At 73.1% G+C, this 19177-nt stretch carries 17 protein-coding genes and 2 pseudogenes; 8 read left to right on the top strand and 11 right to left on the bottom strand.

Features of this window, described 5'->3' with window-relative positions:
* Nucleotides 1–636 precede the first annotated feature (636 nt).
* The 7 genes from ACGF0D_RS39175 to ACGF0D_RS39145 form a co-directional block, all read right to left on the bottom strand.
* Entirely contained in the window at nucleotides 637–777 is a 141-nt protein-coding gene (locus ACGF0D_RS39175; RefSeq protein ID WP_392924826.1) for a hypothetical protein, read from the bottom strand.
* A gap of 187 nt (nucleotides 778–964) precedes the next feature.
* Nucleotides 965–1594 carry a hypothetical protein gene (locus ACGF0D_RS39170; protein WP_392924824.1) on the bottom strand — a complete coding sequence of 210 codons (630 nt, stop codon included), beginning with the start codon at nucleotides 1592–1594 and terminating at the stop codon, nucleotides 965–967.
* Nucleotides 1584–1913, bottom strand: coding sequence for a hypothetical protein (locus ACGF0D_RS39165; RefSeq protein WP_392924822.1), 330 nt, complete (start codon nucleotides 1911–1913; stop codon nucleotides 1584–1586). Before ACGF0D_RS39165 ends, ACGF0D_RS39170 begins: the two co-directional genes overlap by 11 nt.
* Before the next feature lie 9 nt (nucleotides 1914–1922).
* Nucleotides 1923–2330, bottom strand: a complete 408-nt coding sequence (locus ACGF0D_RS39160; RefSeq protein WP_392924820.1) for a hypothetical protein — start codon at nucleotides 2328–2330, stop codon at nucleotides 1923–1925.
* Between the two features lie 89 nt (nucleotides 2331–2419).
* Nucleotides 2420–2854, bottom strand: coding sequence for a hypothetical protein (locus ACGF0D_RS39155; protein WP_392924818.1), 435 nt, complete (start codon nucleotides 2852–2854; stop codon nucleotides 2420–2422).
* A 614-nt stretch (nucleotides 2855–3468) separates the two neighbouring features.
* Nucleotides 3469–3714, bottom strand: coding sequence for a hypothetical protein (locus ACGF0D_RS39150; protein WP_392924816.1), 246 nt, complete (start codon nucleotides 3712–3714; stop codon nucleotides 3469–3471).
* A 118-nt stretch (nucleotides 3715–3832) separates the two neighbouring features.
* Nucleotides 3833–5767 (bottom strand): SMI1/KNR4 family protein, encoded by a 1935-nt coding sequence (locus tag ACGF0D_RS39145; protein WP_392924814.1) that lies wholly within the window; start codon nucleotides 5765–5767, stop codon nucleotides 3833–3835.
* A gap of 597 nt (nucleotides 5768–6364) precedes the next feature.
* Between ACGF0D_RS39145 and ACGF0D_RS39140 the strand changes: the two genes are divergently transcribed.
* Entirely contained in the window at nucleotides 6365–6769 is a 405-nt protein-coding gene (locus ACGF0D_RS39140; RefSeq protein ID WP_392883197.1) for a DoxX family protein, read from the top strand.
* Nucleotides 6770–7497: 728 nt separating this feature from the next.
* Here the strand turns inward: ACGF0D_RS39140 and ACGF0D_RS39135 are convergent.
* Nucleotides 7498–7947, bottom strand: a complete 450-nt coding sequence (locus tag ACGF0D_RS39135) for a hypothetical protein (protein WP_392924813.1) — start codon at nucleotides 7945–7947, stop codon at nucleotides 7498–7500.
* A gap of 185 nt (nucleotides 7948–8132) precedes the next feature.
* Entirely contained in the window at nucleotides 8133–9008 is an 876-nt protein-coding gene (locus ACGF0D_RS39130) for a fumarylacetoacetate hydrolase family protein (RefSeq protein WP_392924811.1), read from the bottom strand.
* A 208-nt stretch (nucleotides 9009–9216) separates the two neighbouring features.
* Here ACGF0D_RS39130 and ACGF0D_RS39125 point away from each other — a divergent pair, with 208 nt between their 5' ends.
* From ACGF0D_RS39125 to ACGF0D_RS39105, 5 genes and pseudogenes are all read left to right on the top strand, one after another.
* Nucleotides 9217–9783 carry a TetR/AcrR family transcriptional regulator gene (locus tag ACGF0D_RS39125; RefSeq protein WP_392880453.1) on the top strand — a complete coding sequence of 189 codons (567 nt, stop codon included), beginning with the start codon at nucleotides 9217–9219 and terminating at the stop codon, nucleotides 9781–9783.
* A gap of 94 nt (nucleotides 9784–9877) precedes the next feature.
* Nucleotides 9878–10393 (top strand): VOC family protein, encoded by a 516-nt coding sequence (locus ACGF0D_RS39120; RefSeq protein ID WP_392924810.1) that lies wholly within the window; start codon nucleotides 9878–9880, stop codon nucleotides 10391–10393.
* Nucleotides 10390–12135, top strand: coding sequence for an FAD-dependent monooxygenase (locus tag ACGF0D_RS39115; protein ID WP_392924808.1), 1746 nt, complete (start codon nucleotides 10390–10392; stop codon nucleotides 12133–12135). The genes ACGF0D_RS39120 and ACGF0D_RS39115 overlap by 4 nt, the downstream gene beginning before the upstream one ends.
* Before the next feature lie 432 nt (nucleotides 12136–12567).
* Nucleotides 12568–16113 carry an indolepyruvate ferredoxin oxidoreductase family protein gene (locus ACGF0D_RS39110; protein ID WP_392924807.1) on the top strand — a complete coding sequence of 1182 codons (3546 nt, stop codon included), beginning with the start codon at nucleotides 12568–12570 and terminating at the stop codon, nucleotides 16111–16113.
* Nucleotides 16114–16186: 73 nt separating this feature from the next.
* Nucleotides 16187–16318, top strand: a pseudogene (locus ACGF0D_RS39105) (DUF1214 domain-containing protein); the annotation flags it as partial.
* A gap of 84 nt (nucleotides 16319–16402) precedes the next feature.
* Here ACGF0D_RS39105 and ACGF0D_RS39100 read toward each other — a convergent pair.
* The gene (locus tag ACGF0D_RS39100; protein ID WP_392880443.1) at nucleotides 16403–16804 is read right to left on the bottom strand and encodes a peptidase inhibitor family I36 protein; all 402 of its coding nucleotides are present in this window, start codon (nucleotides 16802–16804) and stop codon (nucleotides 16403–16405) included.
* 46 nt (nucleotides 16805–16850) lie between these two features.
* Nucleotides 16851–17429 (bottom strand): CHAP domain-containing protein, encoded by a 579-nt coding sequence (locus tag ACGF0D_RS39095; protein WP_392924805.1) that lies wholly within the window; start codon nucleotides 17427–17429, stop codon nucleotides 16851–16853.
* Between the two features lie 284 nt (nucleotides 17430–17713).
* Here ACGF0D_RS39095 and ACGF0D_RS39090 point away from each other — a divergent pair, with 284 nt between their 5' ends.
* Together ACGF0D_RS39090 and ACGF0D_RS39085 are read left to right on the top strand one after the other, a co-directional pair.
* Nucleotides 17714–18844, top strand: coding sequence for a helix-turn-helix domain-containing protein (locus tag ACGF0D_RS39090; protein WP_392924803.1), 1131 nt, complete (start codon nucleotides 17714–17716; stop codon nucleotides 18842–18844).
* Nucleotides 18845–18867: 23 nt separating this feature from the next.
* Nucleotides 18868–19018: pseudogene (locus tag ACGF0D_RS39085) on the top strand (IS5/IS1182 family transposase); the annotation flags it as partial.
* Between the last annotated feature and the right edge of the window lie 159 nt (nucleotides 19019–19177).

Raw genomic sequence — 19177 nt, 5'->3', positions numbered from 1 at the left:
GGCCGGGACCGCAGCCCCGGTGCGTCGGCTGGAGGAACCGACACCGCACCGGATCAGCACCACCCTGCCCACCGGAACCCGTCAGGGCGCCACGGAGAACGGGCCGGCAGCGGACAGGTGGCCGACTGCTACCGGTTGCCGATCTTCGGCCGGAGGGTTCCCATGCTCCGGGAAGGACCCGTCGTCTCGTTCCACACCGGCTGGCCACAGCGCAGGAGCATCCAGCCTCTGAACTGGTGTGGCATGAGCTCGCCGACGCCGAGTTGGCCGAGCAGCCGGGTCACGAACACAGCCTTCTCGTGGGCGAGTTCCCGCTCGCGGTGGTCGTCGGTCCAGTGGCGGGCCTCCCGGGCGAGGGCGTCCGGGCGGCCATCCTGCGCACGCCGGACCGCGCGTGCTCGCGGGCCATCACCTCGATCTCCTCCGGTGTCCGGGACCCGGTGGAGCACTCGATGCCCGACAGGTGCTCCTGCCACTGCTCGAACATTCGGCGGTTGGCGGCGATGACCTGCTCGGCTTGCGCGAGGAAATCCGCGACCGGCGATGGGCACAGGAACACGGACAAGCGCCTGTGTCCGTCGAAGCGTCGAAGGTGCAGTGGTTGTAGTCGAAAGCCCGCGCGATCTGCGCGCCAAACTACCCGAAGCTGGTGATCTTCTCTGGGTGCTTGAACTCGACGCCGAACACCGGATCCGCGTCGAACCACCCCGAGGTGTCACGGGGGCGCAGCACAGCGTCGAGACGGACGCCCTCCCCTCCGGGGTAGCGGCCGGGCACCTCCCGTTCGATGTGGAAGTGCGGGTCCAGCCGGCCCAGGACGTGATCGGCCAGTTCCCAGTGTCGCCGGTTCCTGCGTCGCTGCCACGGCCGCCGACACAGGTTCCCGCGGGCGGCGTGAACATCGTGTCGGAGGGCGCCGTGCCGCACCGGACGTACCCGCCTGTCCGCTTCGGCGGAGCTCCTCTCACCGCGCGGTTACCCGGCGGTGAGAGGCGCGGATCAGTACGGTGACCAGAGCCGCCAGGTCGAGAGCGCCGTCCGGGTCGTCCGCGTAGCGGGTGGTCTGCAGCGGCCCCACTTCGTCCAGGCGTACTCCTTCCGTATCCAGGACGTGGGCGAGGACCAGCAGTGCCAGGCGGGCGTTGCCGTCCGGATAGGGGTGGAAGAAGGCGATGTCGAGGTACGCCCTGGCCGCGCGGGCAGGCAGGGGGACCGACGGCTCGGCGCTCTGGTGCAGGCAGGCGGCGAAGTCCTGCCAGGTGTGGGTTGTGAGCCCGTATCGTTCACGGCCGTCCTTGGCGAAGGCGTCGCCCTGACGCAGACGCACCTCGTTCACACCCAGGACCAGCTTCTGCCAGCCGGCGAGAAGGGTCGGGGTGAGCGGCTCTCCGTGTGAGGCGGCGGCGCGGGACAGGGTCATCGCGGCAAGCAGCCGGTCGGCGCGGTCCGGGTCGCGGAGGCGGACCGGACCGTCGAACCAGGCGGCGAGTCCGTCCACGGCAGGGCGCACCGACGCCGGGCGCACGCTCGCGGCCGAGGACCAGTCGACCTGCTCCCTGACCTTGCACCACGCGGCCAGCGCGTCATCGCTCACGGTAGAACCCTCGGCCGGTCAGGTGGATCGCCAGGTTCTCTCCTACCGTGTCCACCAGGGTCGGGGCGGGTGCGATGTGGCTCTTGAACCGGCCGCCGATCGCGGCTTCCACCGCCTTCTGAGCCTCTTTCGGTCCCAGGCCGGTGGAGGTGAGGAACCAGGTCAGCGTCGTCTCGCAGATCCCGTACCAGGACGACTCAGCGTGGGTGCTGTTGACGACTGCGCTGACCAGGCGGGTCACCGCGCGTTCCAGGTGCCAGCTGCGGTCCTCGGCGTCCGCGCCGGGAAGGGGCGCAAGCTGCTCGAACCGCTCGGCCATGTCCTCCAGTCAGTCACGCCACTCCAACAGGCAGGTCACGACGCGTTCGGCGGTCTCTTCCGCCTCTCCGACCGAGTGCGAATCGCAGCACCAAGTCTCGACGGGACCACCGTGGTGGTTCGAATGATCCCAGCCGCAGGCCCACCGGCCGTAACGGGAGACCAGAAGCGCGGTGACCTCATCGATGAATCGAAAGCCCGCCATCCGCTCGGCATCGATGGGAGGCACCATCGGGACGACCAGCGCCGTCAGCCGCGCCGCCTCCTCGTCGTCCCAGTCGAAAGCGTTCCGGCCGGGGTCAGCCGCGGACCACGGCAGGTCCCAGGCTCGTTCGCGGTGGATGGACGTGGCGTACCCCCGAGGTAGGACATGACGGAACAACTGACCGATCATGCCGACCAGGTCGAGACCTGTCACCCCGATTTGTCGACCACCGACCTACGTCTCCCGCCGCCCTGCTGCCTTCACCCAGCCAGGCGGGACGGCCGTCGGCCGGTGGGCGTGCTTCAGGTGGGTTGGTCGGCGCCGCGGTAGTGGAAGCCGGTGTCCGGGCTGCCGGTGAACACCACGGCGTCCTGACTCAGCCCGAGCGCGTCCAGCAGCACCTGGAGCGCGCCGTCGGCGTCCTCGTGGGAGCGGTGCAGCCATACCCAGGTCTCGCTCTGCCCGTACGGCATGAGGCTGAGCGCGAAATGCCGCCGGTCGATGGTGAACACGGCGGCGTCCACCTCGCCGGGGTCCTCCCAGCTGCGCTCCACGCTCAGGCGCAGCCGGGCGGCGAGGGCATCCAGCGGCGGCTTGAGACCGGCGATCATCCGGAAGGTACTCGCGGCCGCCTCCCAGAGGCTGAACTGCGAGGCCGGGTTCTTGCCGACGTGGTACGGCGGGGTGGTGGCGGGCTGCCAGTCCGGCTCCGGACCCGGTACGACGATCTCCGCCATGTGCGCGCTCCCCCCGTAGGCCCGTGCGGCTTCGGGTGCAGCCTAGCGAGGCGTCGCCCGAAGGCCCAGGCGTTACCGATGTTGGACAGAGCCTCGAGGTCCGCTGCCGTGCGGTGCGATCGCCGGCCGTTGTCGTGGATGGTCCACTGGCGGTCCTGGGTCTGCATGGTCATCACGCACCCGCTCCGGTGGCTGGGTCGCTCGCCAGAGAGCGCTGGCCACAGATCGGTGGCCTGCGCCGGACCCGCGCCGGCCGTGGCCCGGATCCGGCGCAGCAGCGGGCTCCTGGTGCTGCGCCAAGCGGGACCCCTTGGCCGGGGCCGGCACCCAGCGGTTGGCGGCGAGCGAGCGTGCGAAGCCGAGCGCGATGATCTCCTCCACCTGCTCCCCGGTCAGGTTCCGGCGCGGCAGTGCCGCCTTGCGGCGGGCCACCGGGTGCCGCAGAGGGCGTCACACCGTGGAGGCGGGCAGCCCGTCCTGGGGCTGCCAGCGCGCCGGGTTCGGAGTCCGCTCCATGGAGCGAAAGTTAGACCGACTCGGCCGTCCTGCCCACAGGCCGCCGACCAAGGTCTCGGGCCACGGTGGCCACGAGCAGTCGAGCCGCGCGCAGTGTGTCACACGGGGGTCGGCGACGAAGGGCGCCACCACCCGGTGCGGGGCTTTCCGCGGCACTTGCGCACGGATTCGGCGGCGGGCGCGGTGGTGGTTGAGGGGGAACGTCCGTCCGAAGGAAGGCGGCCGCAGCCGATGTCGAAGGGCGTGCTGACAGGATCAAGCGCGGGGCCGAGCAGGCGGAACTCGTCGTGGTTCCACACGCAGGCCTCCTCAGGGTCGTCGCCGGCCTCCTCCGTGATGATCACGGTGCCGGTGGCGCCGGGCAGGGGGTACGCGGCCCGGCCCCAGCAGAACAGTTTCGTCCACGATGTCCTGACGGGAGGGCGGCACCGGGGGGAATCCAGGGCGCCGCCGTGCAGGGGCCTACTCTGGCGCGCCCCCGACGGTGGCGACCACGTAGATCTCGTCCGGCCCCGGCGGGCGGGTCCAGGAGCGGGTGGTGAAGGTGTGCAGCCGCCCCTTGGTGATCGCGAACCGGGGCAGGCTCACACCGAACTCGGCCGCGATCGCCGTCAGCGCCCGCCGTTCGCCACTACGGTCCGGGGCGTTCTCGCCGGGGACCGCGGGGGCGGCGAACAGGGTGTCCGGGTCGAGCCCGGGCGGTATCGGGCCGCAGCTGCGGCTGACCTCGGGGCCGTCGACGGTGAAGGCGTACTGCTCGATGCCCCGCTCGGCGACGGAGAGGTGGAACAGTCCGCGCTCCGGTTCGCACCACACCACCACGGCCCGGGTGCCGGACGGCACGGCGCCGTCCGGCAGGGCCGCGCCCCGCGGTGCCGCGCCCAGGGAGGCGGCGACGGCGGGAGACACGAAGCGGGAGGTGATGTGGCCCGCCGCGAACTGGTCCAGGGCGAAGCTCCACCCCGAGTCGCCCGCGTGGCCGACGGTGACGACCGCGCAGTCCTCGTAGGCCGAGCTCACCCCTCCCCGGAACCTGCGCCGGTTGAGCTCCCAGCGCGTCACCGGGGCGTCGAGTGCCGCGTCCCGACCGCCCAGCCGCGCGGGCAGATCGGCCGGTCCGGCCCCTTCCACCAGGACGAAACGGTACGACTCGGGGCGGTCGTTGCCCGGTGGCGGATCGGCCAACCAGACGAGGCCGTCCGCCGGTTCAGCCGCCCACGTCCCGTCGGCCCCACCGCTGTGCTCCGCCGCCTCCGGGCCCCGGGCGGTGGCCAGCAGCTCCCGGCCCCGGTCCGGTGTGATCAACGGACCGAGGAGCGGGTCGGCGAGCAGGCCGACCGGCGCGAGGTGGTCGGGCTCGAGCGGTGTCCACTTGGGGATCGCGGCGAGCAGCGTCCGCCAGGCCGCTTCCGTCCGCCCCCAGCGGGCCTGTTCGCGGGCCCGCTCGACGGCCTCGCCGAACGGACCCCGCGCGGTGTAGCGGAACGTGCGCTCCGTGACCTCGCGCAGGATCTCCTCGGCCGCCTCCCGGAGCTCGTCGGACCCGGAGCTCGTCTGACAGGTCCAGGAGGCCACGTCCCAGCCCCGTTCCATGTGCTCGACCGCCAGGAGGGGGACGAACTCTCCGGAGTAGAGCGGGTCCTGGGCCAACCCGCCGTAGTACACGGTGTACGTCTGCCCGTGGAAGCGGCGCAGCTGGTCGGCCATGCCGAGTGCCCGGGGCCGGCCGAATCCGGCGGCCTCGGTGAGCGCGGCGGCCGCCCGCTCGTGCTCGCCGCGCAGCGCGTCCAGGCGGGCCGCCTCCACCTGGGCGTCCAGTCGGCGGGTGGTGTCGTTGACGAACTCCGAGCCTTGGCGGTGGGCCGTGAGGCTGTGGAACTCCCGGTACATGTCGAGCATGAACTCCCGGAAGGAGCCGTACCTGGTGGGTGCGCTGTGCGCCCACGACTTGTGGCAGTAGACCGCCCACTCGCCGTCCTCGCCGACGGCAAGCGGGTCCAGCAGGACGGTCGTCATGTCCGACTCGACGTCCAGCTGGAGAGCGCGCGCCCACATGCCCTCGAGTTCGCCCTCGCCGTAGTACTCGCTGAGCCCGAACGCGTCCTCGTGCCAGTGGGCCTCGCCGCTGCCGGCCAGCCGGTAGACGAAGCCGCCCGCGTGCCGCCAGCCGTCGGTGACCTCCAGGAACGCCCGGTAGGACGGCGGAAGCCGATGCCCCAACCGCTCCTCGACCGCCGTGATCCGTTCCCCGGACGCGGGCCCGGAGCCGAGCCACCGCGCGTGCCAGGCCGTCTCGTCGCCGGCGGCCGGAAGCTCGTCCGGGCTCCCGTACGTACCGGCCCATTCCTCGCTCCACCGCGTCAGGAACGGGCGCCAGTCGAAGGTCTCCTCGGTCATGTCGGCGATCCTTGCACGCACCACCGACAGCCCGGGCTGCGGCCGTGCACGGTCCGGGCGGTGCGGCGGGCGCAGGCCGGGGTGTCGGGCCGGGCTGGGCCGGGGACGCGCAGCGGCCCGGTCGCCCGCGCTACCGCGAGGAGATCGCTGGGGCGTCGCCGCCTTTCCTCGGACCGGAGGCGGGGCCGTCCGTCCCGGCCGGGTGGGGGGGCTTGCGGGGCGGTCAGCCGGTGGCGGTCTCGGTGTGCCGGGTGAGGGCGTCCAGGAGCGTGCTCTGGTGGTCGGTCGGCTTGCCGTCGGTGTGGGCCCCCGCCTGCTTGCGCGGCCGGGTGCCGGGCCGGAACGTGGGGTCGTCGCCGGGCCCGGTGCGGTTGGCGATGCCGATGGGGTGCCGCCGGCGGCGACCGCCTCGGCCCGCACGCCTGCGGCCGGAATCAGGGCCGTCAGCGTCACCGGCTGGTCGCGGCGCCGGCCGAGCAGAGCCCGCAGGGCGCCACCTGCCCAGGGGAGAAAATTCCTCTCACCGGACCGATGAGTTCGGATGGTGGCGGCAGTCAAACCTGAGAAAGCAACGACAGCTGCCCGGGGAGACCTGAAATGTCCAGCACCGCCACCGCCGTGAAGTCCAGCCAGGCCGTCGTCCGGACGGTCTGGACGCTGCGGATCCTGCTCGCGCTCTTCTTCGCCCTGGCCAGCGCGCTGCCCAAGCTGCTCGCGCTCCCCGCCGCCACGACCGTCTTCGACGCCATCGGCTGGGGCCATTGGTTCATGTACCTGACCGGACTGGTGGAGCTCGCCGGGGCAATCGGTCTACTGGTCGGACGGCTGGCCGGGCCGGCCGCGACGGCGCTCATCGTCTTTCTGGTGTTCGCGTTCGTCACCCAGCTCGCCGCAATGCACGGGGAGAACGCCGGGACCCCGTTCCTCTTCATGGTGCCGCTGGCCGTCATCGCCTGGAACCGACGCGCCGAGACGGCCGAGCTGCTCGGCCTCCGTCGTTGACCGGGTGCTTGCAGGACCACCGGCCCAAGCACGACGGATGTCCCAGCAGCTGCCCCAGCTCGGTCGCGTAGCGCCCCTCGCCAGGGAAGACGGCTGGGACCGTCCTAGCGAAACGGGTTAAACCGGACACCCTGAGGCACGGTCTCGACGGGGACCAGGACGGACCCGTCGAGCCGGTCGGCCCGCACGGAGCCCTCTCCCGCGCGGGCGGAGGCCGCCGGCCCCGGCGGCGCATGCGCGGGGCCGGGGCCGGTCTGCATGGTGGCGTCAACCGCCGCGTCGAGGACCTCGGCCACGAGGTACTCGCCGCTGGCCGCGAGCTCGCGGCCAGCGGCCGCCTACTCCGGGTCGCACCGCCACCGCGCCGCGACCTCGTCGCCAGCGTTCGCCAGGCCCGCAGCGGCAGTGAGGCCGACCTGGACACACAGCATCACGTCCACCTCCACGGCCTCCTGGTCGGGCGGGTCGGCGACATCGGGCGGACAGGTCGAGGCGGTCCGGCGTCGTGGTCACGCTCGCGCTATGCCCCCGCCCGCCGCACGACGCCGCCAAACCGTCGATCCCCGCCTCGGCGGGCAGCACCCCGGGGACGGCGACCCGGCCTCGACCCACGGCGGGCGAGCTTGGACCACGGCCACCCAACCCCGAGGACGTCCCCCGCGGTAGCAGTGCCGGCCACCTGGTGGCCGGCACCTTCTCAATCTCCGGGCGTGGCCTTGCTTGGCCCTTCAGCCGGACAGCCTCGCCAGGACGGCGTCGGGCACCCTTTCGGCGTGGCGGCGGAATGCCAAGCTGAACACCGCGAGCGCGCCCAGCATCAGGACCGGGTTGGACAGGCCGAACCACTCTCCCGCCCAGACCGCGGCCGTGACGACCGCCACCCCGGCCCCGGTGCGCAGCAAGGCCCACAGCAGGGTGCGGTCCTTGGCGGGTCCCAGGCCTTCGAGCTGCTCGGCGGGCAGGAGGGCCGCGTCGTGGCCCCTGGTGTGGTTGGTGCTGATGGTCAACAGTGTTTCGAGCAGGTCGTTGCGGTGCTGGCTGTCGAGGCGGAGTTCGGCTTGGCGTAGGGCAGCGGCGGCGAGAACGGCACGTGCGGGAACCGACCATGTGCGGCCCAGCCGACGCAGGCCGGTAGCGAGGACCGACCACCGGGCCTTCGCCATGAGCACGACGGCCACGGCGAGACCGGAGAGTACCGCCTGGAGCCAAAGGGGCTCCAATAGCCGGGTGTTCTCTCCGAGGGCGACAGGTCGCGTACCGGGGGCCGAGGTTGTGGCACGTTCCCCGGCAGGGCCATCCCCTTGTCCGGCGAGCCGACGGCGGTCTCTCTCGGCGCACCAACGCGGGATGCGCGCCCGCGCTTCTACGCCTCGGGGGCGGCCGCCACGCGGTTGCGGAGCGTGCCGATGCGCTCGACCTCGACCTCGACGACATCGCCGGGGTGCAGGTGGCGGCCGGAGAAGACGCCGGCGCCGCGCGGGGTGCCGGTGAGGATCACGTCGCCGGGTTCGAGGGTCTGGTAGCGCGAGAGGTGGGAGATCAGCTCGGCCACGCCGTGGATGAAGCCTGCGGTGCGGTCGTCCTGGCGCAGCTCGCCGTTGACCCGTGTGCGCAGCCGCAGGTCGAGCGGCTCGTGGAATTCGTCGGGGGTGACCAGGCAGGGGCCGAGCGGCTTGAAGGTGTCGAAGCTCTTGGACACGCCGATGGAGGCGGTCGGATCGCCCGACATCGCCCGCTGCTGGATGTCGCGGGCCGAGACGTCGTTGGCGATGGTCAGGCCGGCGAGGCGGCCCATCGCGTCCGCGGTGTCGACGGCGGTCGCGGGCGCGCCGATGACGGCGGCAACCTCGCCCTCGTAGTCGACCTGCCGGGACGCGACCGCCGGGAGGCGGATGTCGTCGCCGGGGGCGATGACCGCGGAACCGGCCACGACCTGGAAGTTCGGCTCGGTGGGCAGGGTGATGTCGGGCCGGCCCATCGCGGCGAACATCTCCAGGGCCTCCTGCGCGTGACTGCGGTAGTTCAGTCCGACGATCAGGATCTTCCCGGGGCGGGGAACGGGTGCGTGCACGCGGACCTCGTCGAGGGTGACCTGCCGGACGACCGCCGCCGTGCGGGCCGCTGTGATCCCGGGGCCGCGCAGGAGGGCGCCCAGGTCGGCGAAGGGGAGGTCGAGCAGGGAGAGCTCACCGGGGCTGTCCTCCCTGGCGATGCCCAGGGCTGTGCTGTACAGGCGCATCAATGACTCCCGCGGGTCGGGGAAGGGACTTCTCTTGCTTCAGAGTCAAGAGCCTTCTTGTTTCGGAGTCAAGAGCCCGTCGATCGCCGGACCCGTTCCCCGAGCCCGTTCCCCGGAGCCACTCCCCGGGCCCGCCTCCCCGAGCCGCTCCCAAGAGCCCCGGAGCCGCGGACGGGGGGTGCGGCGGTGCCGCCTAGGCTTTGCTGTCATGCCAAGGAACCGTCAACAGATCCCGAAAGCCGAGCGCGAGGCCGTCCTGGTCGAGAGCGCCTGGGAACTCTTCGCCGCCCAGGGTTACAAGGGGACCAGCCTGGCCGAGGTCGGCAGGGCCGCGGGCGTCGCGGCGAACGCCGTGCGCTGGTACTTCCCGACCAAGGACGACCTGTTCGCCGCCGCGCTGGACCGCAGGTTCCTGCGCGAGCGGGAGCACGTCGAGGCGGATCCCGCGATCGGGGGCGATCCGCGCCGAGAGCTGGTGGCGTGCCTCGTCGGCCTGGAGGCCTACCGCGGGCTGCACCGGGAGGCGTACGACCGCATGGGCGAGTCGCCGGCGCTGGCCGACACCTACGACCGCATGCAGGAGTGGCTGGAGGCCCGCCTCCTCGCGGCCGTCGCGGACCGGCTGCCCGAGGGGGCGGATGTCGCACCGGTGGCGGATCTGGCGCACGTGCTCTTCGAAGGGCTGCTGGTCAGCACGCGGACGCTGGACCGGCCGACCGGGGAGCTCGTCGACCTCCTCATGGAAGCGCTGGTCGCTGCCGCGGCGGCGCGCTGAGCCACCTCTTGACTGTCATACAAGAGACTTCTAAGTTTCTCTTGTATGACAGCCAAGAGGGCTGTCGTGCTCCCGAGAAGGAGGTCGCCACCCCATGGCTTCTCCCGACAAACTCGCCCACGTCGTCCTGCGCACCGGCCGCCTGCCGGTCATGACCGACTGGTACGCGAACGTCCTCGAAGGCCGTGTCGCCTTCGCCAACGAGGCCCTCGCCTTCCTGACCTACGACGACGAACACCACCGTGTCGCACTGGTCGCCACCGGGGCGTCCGAGCGCCCGACGGAGGCGCACACCGGTCTCCACCACGTGGCGTTCACCTACGCGACGATCAAGGACCTGCTCGACACGTACCGGCGGCTGAAGGGCGAGGGCATCCACCCCTTCTGGTGCATCAACCACGGGCCGACCACCTCGATGTACTTCGAGGACCCCGACGGCAACCACATCGAGCTCCAGATCGACAACTTCGCCACCCCGGAGGCCCTCGACGAGTGGTTCCGGTCCGGGGCCTTCGAGGCCAATCCGATCGGGGTCGACTTCGACCCCGACGACCTCCTGCGCCGCTTCGAGTCGGGCGAGTCCCCCGCCGACCTGGTCCGGCGCGCATGAAGGACATCGACGCGCCGGTCGTCATCATCGGCGCCGGCCCCGTGGGCCTGGCCACCGCACTCGTCCTCGGCCGGCACGGCGTCCGCAGCGTGGTCTGCGAACAGTTCGGCGGGATCAACCCCCATCCCAGGGCCCACGTCGTCAACACCCGGTCCATGGAACTGTTCCGCGCCTGGGGCATCGCGGACGCCGTCCGGGCGGACGCGGTGGACCCTGCACAGGCCGGCACCATCCTGTGGAAGCAGACCCTCGCCGGGGAGTCCCTGGGCCAGATCGACTTCGCCGAAGGCCCCCGGGGCCCGCTCCTGGAGCGGGCGCACGCCTCGGCCGAGCAACTCGCCTCCTGCGCACAGGACCGGGTGCAGCGGCACCTCCTGGACGCGGTCCTCGCCCAGGGAGCGGCCGCCGTCCACTACGACACCACCGTCACGGAGGTGGCCGACCACGGTGACGTCGTCGACGTCACCGTGGAAGGAGCGGGCGGGCGGCAGACCCTGCACACCCGCTACGTCGTGGCGGCGGACGGGGCGACGGGCGGCATGCGCGACCGGCTCGGCATCGCGATGGACGGCGCCCCGGTCCTCGGCCACCAGCTGAACATCTACTTCCACGCCGACCTCTCCCCGTGGACCCGCCAGGACCCCGCCCTGCTGATCTGGCTGATCAACAGCGTCTCCCCGGGAGTGCTCATCGGTATGGACGGCGCCCGCCGATGGACCTTCCAGCGGAGCTTCGACCCGGCCGTCGAATCGCCGCGGGACTACCCGCCCGAGCGCTGCGCCCGGATCATCCGGGACGCCGTCGGAACCACCGAACTCGACGTGGACATCCGCTCCGTGGGGTCGTGGACCATGACGGCCCGGACCGCCGGGACCTACCGCAGCGGCCGTGTCCTGCTCGCCGGCGACGCGGCGCACCAGTTCCCGCCGACGGGCGGCCTCGGCATGAACAGCGGCCTCGCCGACGCGGACAACCTCGGCTGGAAACTCGCCGCCGTGCTGAGCGGCCGCGCCTCCGAGGCCCTGCTCGACAGCTACGAGCGGGAACGCCGCCCCGTCGCCGTCGACAACGCCCGCCACAGCATGCTGAACGCCGTCAAGATGGCCGAGGTCGGCATCGGGCCCGGGACGGCCACCGTCGCCGCACGCCTCGAAAGCCCGGACCCGGAGGTCGCCGCGGCGGAACGCCGGCGGATCGCGCAGGCCGTCCCCCTGCAGCGCCCGCACTTCGACGCGCTGAACCAGGAGATCGGGTACGTCTACGGAGCGGCCCGGTGGGCCGACGGCGCGGGCGGCGCCCCGTCCTCGACCGTCGACCGCACGCCGATCGCCCTCCGCGGAGCGCGACTTCCGCACGCCTGGGTCGAACGCGGCGGGGAGCGGGTGTCCACCCACGACCTCCTGGTACCGGGCTTCACCCTCATCGCCGGGCCGGGAGGGGCCGCGTGGGCCGACGCGTTCGCGGACGCCTTCGAGGCGTTCTTCCCCGGGTCCCCCGCGCGGTCCGAGGAGTCCTCCGCGCGGCCCGAGGGGGCCGGGGGCGGCATGGCGCGACGGACCGTCGTCATCGGGCGCGACGTCACCAGCCCGGACGGCCGCTGCCTCGAACTGCTCGGGATCGGTGCGGACGGAGCCCTCCTGATCCGGCCGGACGGTCACATCGCGTGGCACAGCGCCGAGGGATCGACTCCCCTGTCGGCTCTCACCGACCTGCTCCGCGGAGCCGAGCGGCCCGCCCGGTAGCGCTTCCTCAGGTCCCGTCCCCGGAGGCGGGGGGGGGGGGGGGGGCCGGCGCCCCCCCCCCCCCCGGCCCCGCGCGGGGGGGGCGGCGCCCCCCCCCCCCCCCCCCCCCCCCCCCCCCCCCCCCCCCCGGCCCCCCCCCCCCCCCCCCGGGGCCCCGCGCGGCCCGCCGGGTCCCGCTCCCCCCGGCCCCGCCCGCGGGGGGGGGGCGGGGGCCCCGCCCCCGGCCCCGCCCCGGAGCTGACCTCGTGCGGGAGCGCCGGCCCCGAGCCCGGCGCTCCCCTCCCCTTCCCTCGCCCGGTCTCTCGCCCCCACTCAGCGGCCCGGCCGACCGGCAAGCGGGCCGACGGGCCCGTACCCGCGCCGCCCCGTCCCGCCCCGTACCCGCGCCGCCCCGCCCCGCCCACCGATGCCCCATCCCGGAGGAACACAGTGGTGACCTCTCAGAACACGACCGGACCCCGGCCCTCCCTCCAGGACCGGTACACCCGCGAAGAAGGCAGCGTCCACCTCACCGGCATCCAGGCGCTCGCCCGCCTCCCCCTCGACATCCGTCGCGCCGACCGCCGCGCGGGCCGCAGCACCGCCGGATTCGTCTCCGGGTACGAGGGTTCGCCGCTCGCCGGATACGACCTGGAACTCGCGCGCTGCCGCCCCCTCCTCGACGAGTACGACATCGTCTTCCGCCCCGGCGTCAACGAGGAGTTGGCGGCGACGGCGGTCCAGGGCACCCAGCTCGCGGCCGCGCAGCCGGACAAGCGCGTCGACGGCATCACGGCTGTCTGGTACGGCAAGTCCCCGGGCCTGGACCGCGCCTCGGACGCCATCCGACACAACAACCTGATGGGCACCCACCCGGCCGGGGGCGCGCTCGCCCTGGTCGGTGACGACCCCGCCGCCAAGTCGTCCACCGTCCCCGGCGCCTCCGAACTGCTCCTCGCCGACCTCGGTCTGCCCACGCTCTACCCGTCCGACCCGCAGGAGGCGCTCGACTTCGGACTGCACGGTGTGGCGATGTCCCGGGCATCCGGCCTGTGGGTGGCGCTGAAGATCGTCACCGCGGTCGCCGACGGCTCCGGCACCGTCGACGTGAGCGCCGGCCGGATCTCGCCGGTCGAACCGGACCTCGTCGTCGACGGAGCGCCGTACCGCCACACCGTCGGCGCCCGGATGGTGCAGCCGGCGCTCGGCGATCTGGAACGCACCCGGGAGGGCGCCCGGCTGGAGATCGCCCGCCGCTACGCCGCCGCCAACGGCCTCAACCGGATCACCGTTTCGGGGCCCGACGACCGCATGGGCATCGTCGCGGCGGGCAAGACCTTCCTCGATGTCCGCCAGGCCCTGCGCATCCTCGGGCTCGACGACGCCGAACTGAACCGGCGGGGTGTGCGCCTGCTCCACCTCGGCATGATCCACCCGCTGGAGCCCACGGTCGTCGAGCGGTTCGCGCGGGGACTGAGCCACATCGTCGTCGTGGAAGAGAAGCGGCCGCTGATCGAGACCGCCCTCAAGGAACTGCTCTACGGGCACGGGAACCGGCCGACCGTCTCCGGCAAGCGCGCACCCGACGGTTCGGTCCTGTTCCCGTTCGACGGAGAACTCGATCCCGACACCGTGGCCGCACGGCTCGCCCGCCGGCTGAACAGCCTGGGCGACTTCCCCACCGTACGGGCCTGGTCGGACGCCCGGCGGCCGGCGGCGGCCGGGCGCCGGGCGCTTCCGCTCCTGCCCGTGGCGACCCGAACCCCCTACTTCTGTTCCGGCTGCCCGCACAACCTCTCGACCAAGGCGCCCGAGGGCGCCGCCGTCGGAGCCGGGATCGGTTGCCACGCCATGGTCACGCTCATGGACCCCGCCCAGGCCGGCGACGTGATCGGCATGACCCAGATGGGCGGCGAGGGCGCCCAGTGGATCGGGATGCAGCCGTTCCTCGCCCGCGACCACCTGATCCAGAACCTCGGGGACGGCACCTTCCACCACTCCGGCAGCCTCGCCGTCCGGGCGGCGGTCGCGGCCGGGGTGAACGTCACCTACAAACTGCTCTACAACTCGGCGGTGGCGATGACCGGCGGGCAGCAGCCGGTCGGCGTCATGCCCGTGCCCGCGATCGTGCGGGGGCTGTTGGCGGAGGGCGTCGGACGCGTCATCGTCACGACCGAGGACGTCAAGCGCTACCGGCGGGTCACGCTTCCGAAGGGCGTCGTCGTCTGGCACCGCGCCCGGCTCCCCGAGGCCCAGGACGTGCTCGCCCGGACCCCCGGGGTCACCGTGCTCATTCACGACCAGGAGTGCGCGACGGAACTCCGACGCAAGCGCAAGCGCGGCCTCGCGCCCGAGCCCGCCGAGCAGGTGGTGATCAACGAGCGGGTGTGCGAGGGATGCGGCGACTGCGGGCAGCAGTCGAACTGCCTCTCCGTGCAACCCGTCGACACCGAGTTCGGGCGCAAGACCCGGATCGACCAGTCCTCCTGCAACAAGGACTACGCCTGCCTGGCAGGGGACTGTCCGTCCTTCCTCACCGTCGTTCCCGCCAGGGGGAAGCGCGCCTTCACCACCGCGCCCATGCCGGACGCCGTCCCCATGCCGGACACCGCCGCCCTGCCCGATCCGGCACCCGCCGTGCCGGCGTCCCACACCATCCGGATCACCGGCATCGGCGGTTCCGGCGTGGTCACCCTCGCGCAGATCCTCAGCACCGCGGCCTCGCTCGTGGGCCTGCACGTCCGGACCCTCGACCAGACCGGCCTGGCCCAGAAGGGCGGCGCGGTGGTCTCCGACATCAAGATCACCACGGAACGGACGGACCAGGCGGGCAAGGCGGCCCTGGAGGAGTGCGACCTCTACCTCGGCTGCGACCTGCTCGTGGCCGCGGAACCCGGAAACCTGTCGGCGACCGCCCCGGCGAGAACGGTGGCGGTCGTCTCCACCACGGAAGTCCCGACCGGACGGATGGTGATCGACCCCAACGTGTCCTTCCCGCCCGCCGAACCACTCAAGGAAAGGATCCGGGCCGGGGTGAGGGACAGCGTCTTCCTGGACGCGCGGCGGCTCGCCGCCGACCTGCTGGGCGAGGACCAGTTCGCCAACCTCCTGTTGACGGGTGCGGCGTACCAGAGCGGCGGGCTGCCGGTCCCGGCGCACGCCATCGAGGAGGCGATCACCCTCAACGGCGTCAAGGTCGAAGCCAACCTGAAGGCGTTCCGCCTCGGCCGTCAAGCCGTCGCCGACCCCGAAGCCTTCGCCGCCGTCCTGCCCGGACGTACCGCTCCGGCGAGGCCGGAACGGCGCCTGTCCTCCGCGGCCCGCGGCGTCCTCGCGTCGGCCGGGGCCGCCCCCGGGTCGGAACTCGCCCGGCTCCTGGAGGTCCGCGTCCCGGATCTCATCGCGTACCAGAACGTCGCCTACGCGACGAGGTACCTGCGCTTCGTCGAACGGGTGCGGCGGGTCGAGAACGAACGCGTGCCCGGCTCGACCGCACTCGCCGAGGCCGTGGCCACGTACCTGTACAAGCTGATGGCGTACAAGGACGAGTACGAGGTGGCCCGGCTCTCCCTCGACCCCGAGGTCGAGCGGGAGGTGAGAGCCCGCTTCGGGGACGGCGCACGGATGTCCTACCGTCTTCATCCGCCCGTGCTGCGGGCGCTGGGGATGACCCGCAAGATCGAACTCGGCCCCTGGTTCAGACCCGCGTTCCGCGCCCTCGCGGCGATGCGGGGCCTGCGCGGCACCCGCCTCGACCCGTTCGGAGCGGCGCGCGTGCGACGCACGGAACGTGCGCTGGTGGTCGAGTACGAGACCACCGTGGCCGAGGTCTGCCGGCTCCTCGGCGAGGACGTTCACGGCCTGGCCGTCGAGATCGCCGCACTGCCCGACACCGTGCGCGGCTACGAGGGGATCAAGATGGCATCGGTCGCGCGCTACCGGGCCCGCTCCGAGGAACTGGTCGACCGGCTGCGCTCCCTGACGGAACCTCAGGACTGAGCGCCCGACTCCACCCGGTGCGCTCGGGGCTCTCTTCTCCGCCCGCCACTTCGGCAAGGGGCAGTCCTACCTGATGGCCATCGCCGACCAGGACGGCCAGGACCTCGATGGCGGCCAGAACTACCGGCTCACCGTCACCGCGGACGTCCCCGTCAGCCAGTACTGGTCGCTGACGGTCTACGCCCGCGACACCCACACCTTCCTCCAGGGCTCCGACCGGCTCAGCCGTGGCGGCGGCCGGGGGTGTCCCGGTCCCCGCCGGGGTGGGGACCGGGACACCCCCGGAGGGCTAGCAGGTCCAGCGGTGGGAGCGGAGGTGGACGCCGGTGCCGCCGTTCTGCGAGAAGTTGCCCTTGGCGCCGGCCGCCGTGCACACCACGCGCTGGCCGGTGTAGTCGGCGCCGGTGTAGAAGCCGACGGGCCTGCCGGAGGTGCCGTGGTTGTAGACCGAGCGGACCTTGGTGGTGGCGGACCAGCTGCAGGTGTCCCCGGCCTGCCAGTCCGGGTCGTCGTAGGGCCAGGCGCAGACCTGTCCCGTCCCGTCGGGGCCGCTGTAGGCGCAGACGCGCCCCTCCACGCACGACCACGGGTCCAGGCCCGCGTAGGCGGGCTGCGGGGCGGCGAGCAGGGCGGCCGCGGCTGCGGCGAGCGAGGCGATCAGGCCGAGGCGCTGACGGGCGGCGCGTTCCATGACGAGAGGTCCTTCCGGTTCGAGGGGTGGGCGGTGTGAGGGGGGCTCAGGCGCCGGGCGGGCTGACGTAGCCCGACACGGGCTGGTGGTTGGTGCTCACCTTCGAGGGGTCGAGGCCGGTGCGGAGGGCGACCGCGTCGCCGAGGTTGCCGTCGACGGTGTCGAGGGTCCCGTCGGGGTGGACGGCGGCGACCACGCCGACGTGGCCGGGCGTGCCGCCGTCCGGCTCGCCGTAGATCACCAGGTCGCCCGGCTTCGGGGTGTACGCGCCGCGCGCGTGGAACAGCCCCTTCTCCCTGCCCCACTTGCCGATGCCGCGCGCGGCGAGGACGTCGGGCGTCTCCTCGATCCCGGCCCAGTGCCACGTCCACTCGGCGAAGGCCGCGCACCACGGCGTCTTCGCGCAGGATCCGCCGTTCCTGTGGTAGGCGAAGTACTTGTCGCAGGAACCGGTCTTCTCGGGTGAGGCGCCGTCGGGGGTGACCTCCCCCCGGGCCGCCGAGACGACGCGGTCCCGCACGGTGGCGGCGGACGCGGCCGGAGCGGCGGTCGCCGCGCCGAGCACCGGCAGCAGGGTGAGGGCGGCCAGCGCGGCGGCGGTCGAGGTGCGCCTGTACGGCTTCATGAGAGCTCCTCCGTTGGGGTGAACCGGTCCTGCCCGTCGCCCGGTCGCCTGCCCTACAGTCGGCGGGCGTGCCGGAGGCACGCGGGGACCGGGAGGCGGTGGCACGGCGGGAGTCGACGAGTCAGCGAGTCGGTGCGATGTCGTGGGAACCATCCTGCGGACGCTCCCGGGCCGTCACCAGGCCCCTCGGCCGGCGCGGCGTCCCAGAGCTCGCCCACTTCCCGTCCCACCGCTCCGACCTGCGGAAACGATGCACACCGGGACAGCGATTGGGACAACAGCGCATGCATGACGAACCGTCGGACGAGACCGCGGGGGCCACGGCGGAAGAACGAGAGCACCCCAGGGTCCTGCTCGTCGGCGCACTGAACGACGGGCTCGGCGCGTGCGGCCTGTCCCTGGACCGGGTGGCGGCCCGGCTGCGGGACCGGCTCAGCGGCTCCAACGTCCGGGGGCTGAGCACCTCCTCGATCAGCCGCTACCTCGACCCGGGCCGCACCGAGCTGCCCGACCTCGCCGTCCTCGCCGAACTCGCCAGGATCTTCGGCACGGACCCGGCTGAGCTGGCCCGCTGGCAGCACTGGCACCGGCAGGCCAGGCTGGCGGCGGAGCACGGGCTGCGCGACCGCCGCGCGGCGCGCCGGACCGCCGCTGCCGTCCCCGCCGCCGCCATCCCCACCGCCGCGGCCGCCGCCGTACCGGTCCCGGCGCGTCCGGTGGTCGCTGACGGGCCGCCGGACGCCCGGCCGGCGGTGTCGCGGGTCGCGCGGCAGTGGCGGCGCCGACGGGGTGCGGCGTCCGGGGCCCTGGCGCTCGCGGCCGCCGCCGCGGCCGTGGCCGTGGCCGGCGGGACTTTGTGGGCAGGGAACGGCGGCCCCGACGACACCGCCTCGGTGGTGACGGCGCCGTCCGCGGGCGCGGCCCGGCGGGAGCCGGCGGCGGTCCCGGCGGAGTCGGCGGAGTCGGCGGAGGGCCTCGCCCAGGCGGTGGAGGTCGGCGCGCTCGGCGGGGACAGCCGCTGCTCGGCGCCGAAGGCCGGGCCGTCCGGCACCTGGCTGCGCGCCTGCGCGATGGTGCAGCCCCGCCAGGTGTTGTTCGCGGTCCGGGTCGACAATCCGACGGACGTGCCGATCGAGGTGACCGCGAAGGTGGCCGGCTTCTGGTCGGGCGTCCTGCACTCCTGCGACCCCGGGCGCTCCGTCGTGCACACCACCGTCGCCCCGGGGGCCACCTTCACCAGCGACCCGGAGGAGTGCGTCACCCCCCGCCGCGACACACCGCTCGCCTACCAGGCGGAGGCCTTCGTCGCCGCCGGGAACGGGCGGCAGTGGGTCGGCCACATGCTCTCTCCGAACGCCCACGTCTACCCGGACCGCGAGACCCTGTGGCGCTGCCGCGGCGACGTGCCCTGCTAGAGATCGTGAACGCGATCCTCTACGTCAGCCGCATGGGCGTCCCCTCCCCGGTCCAGGCCGACAAGAGGTGGCGGTGGAGCGGATCCACTCATCGTCACACTGCGTATGCTCATCCGCCGCGCGACCTCGCGCTACCACGGGGATGACCGCCCCACCACCGAACGCCTGAGGTAACGCCTACTGAGCGGCGCCCTTGACCGTGGGCTGGGTCTTCTGGTTGTAGATCTCCTTGCCGTCCGCGTTGTAGGCGTGGACGTAGGGGGCCGGGGGGAAGGAGTTCGCGTTGTGGCCGGTGGAGATGGCCGCGGTGTGGACGAACGCGCCGCCTGCCAT

The sequence above is a fragment of the Kitasatospora sp. NPDC048298 genome (genome assembly GCF_043201465.1).
GTDB lineage: Bacteria > Actinomycetota > Actinomycetes > Streptomycetales > Streptomycetaceae > Kitasatospora.
Note: the sequence above shows the minus strand (reverse complement) of the source record. Positions and strands in the feature narration are given on the sequence as shown.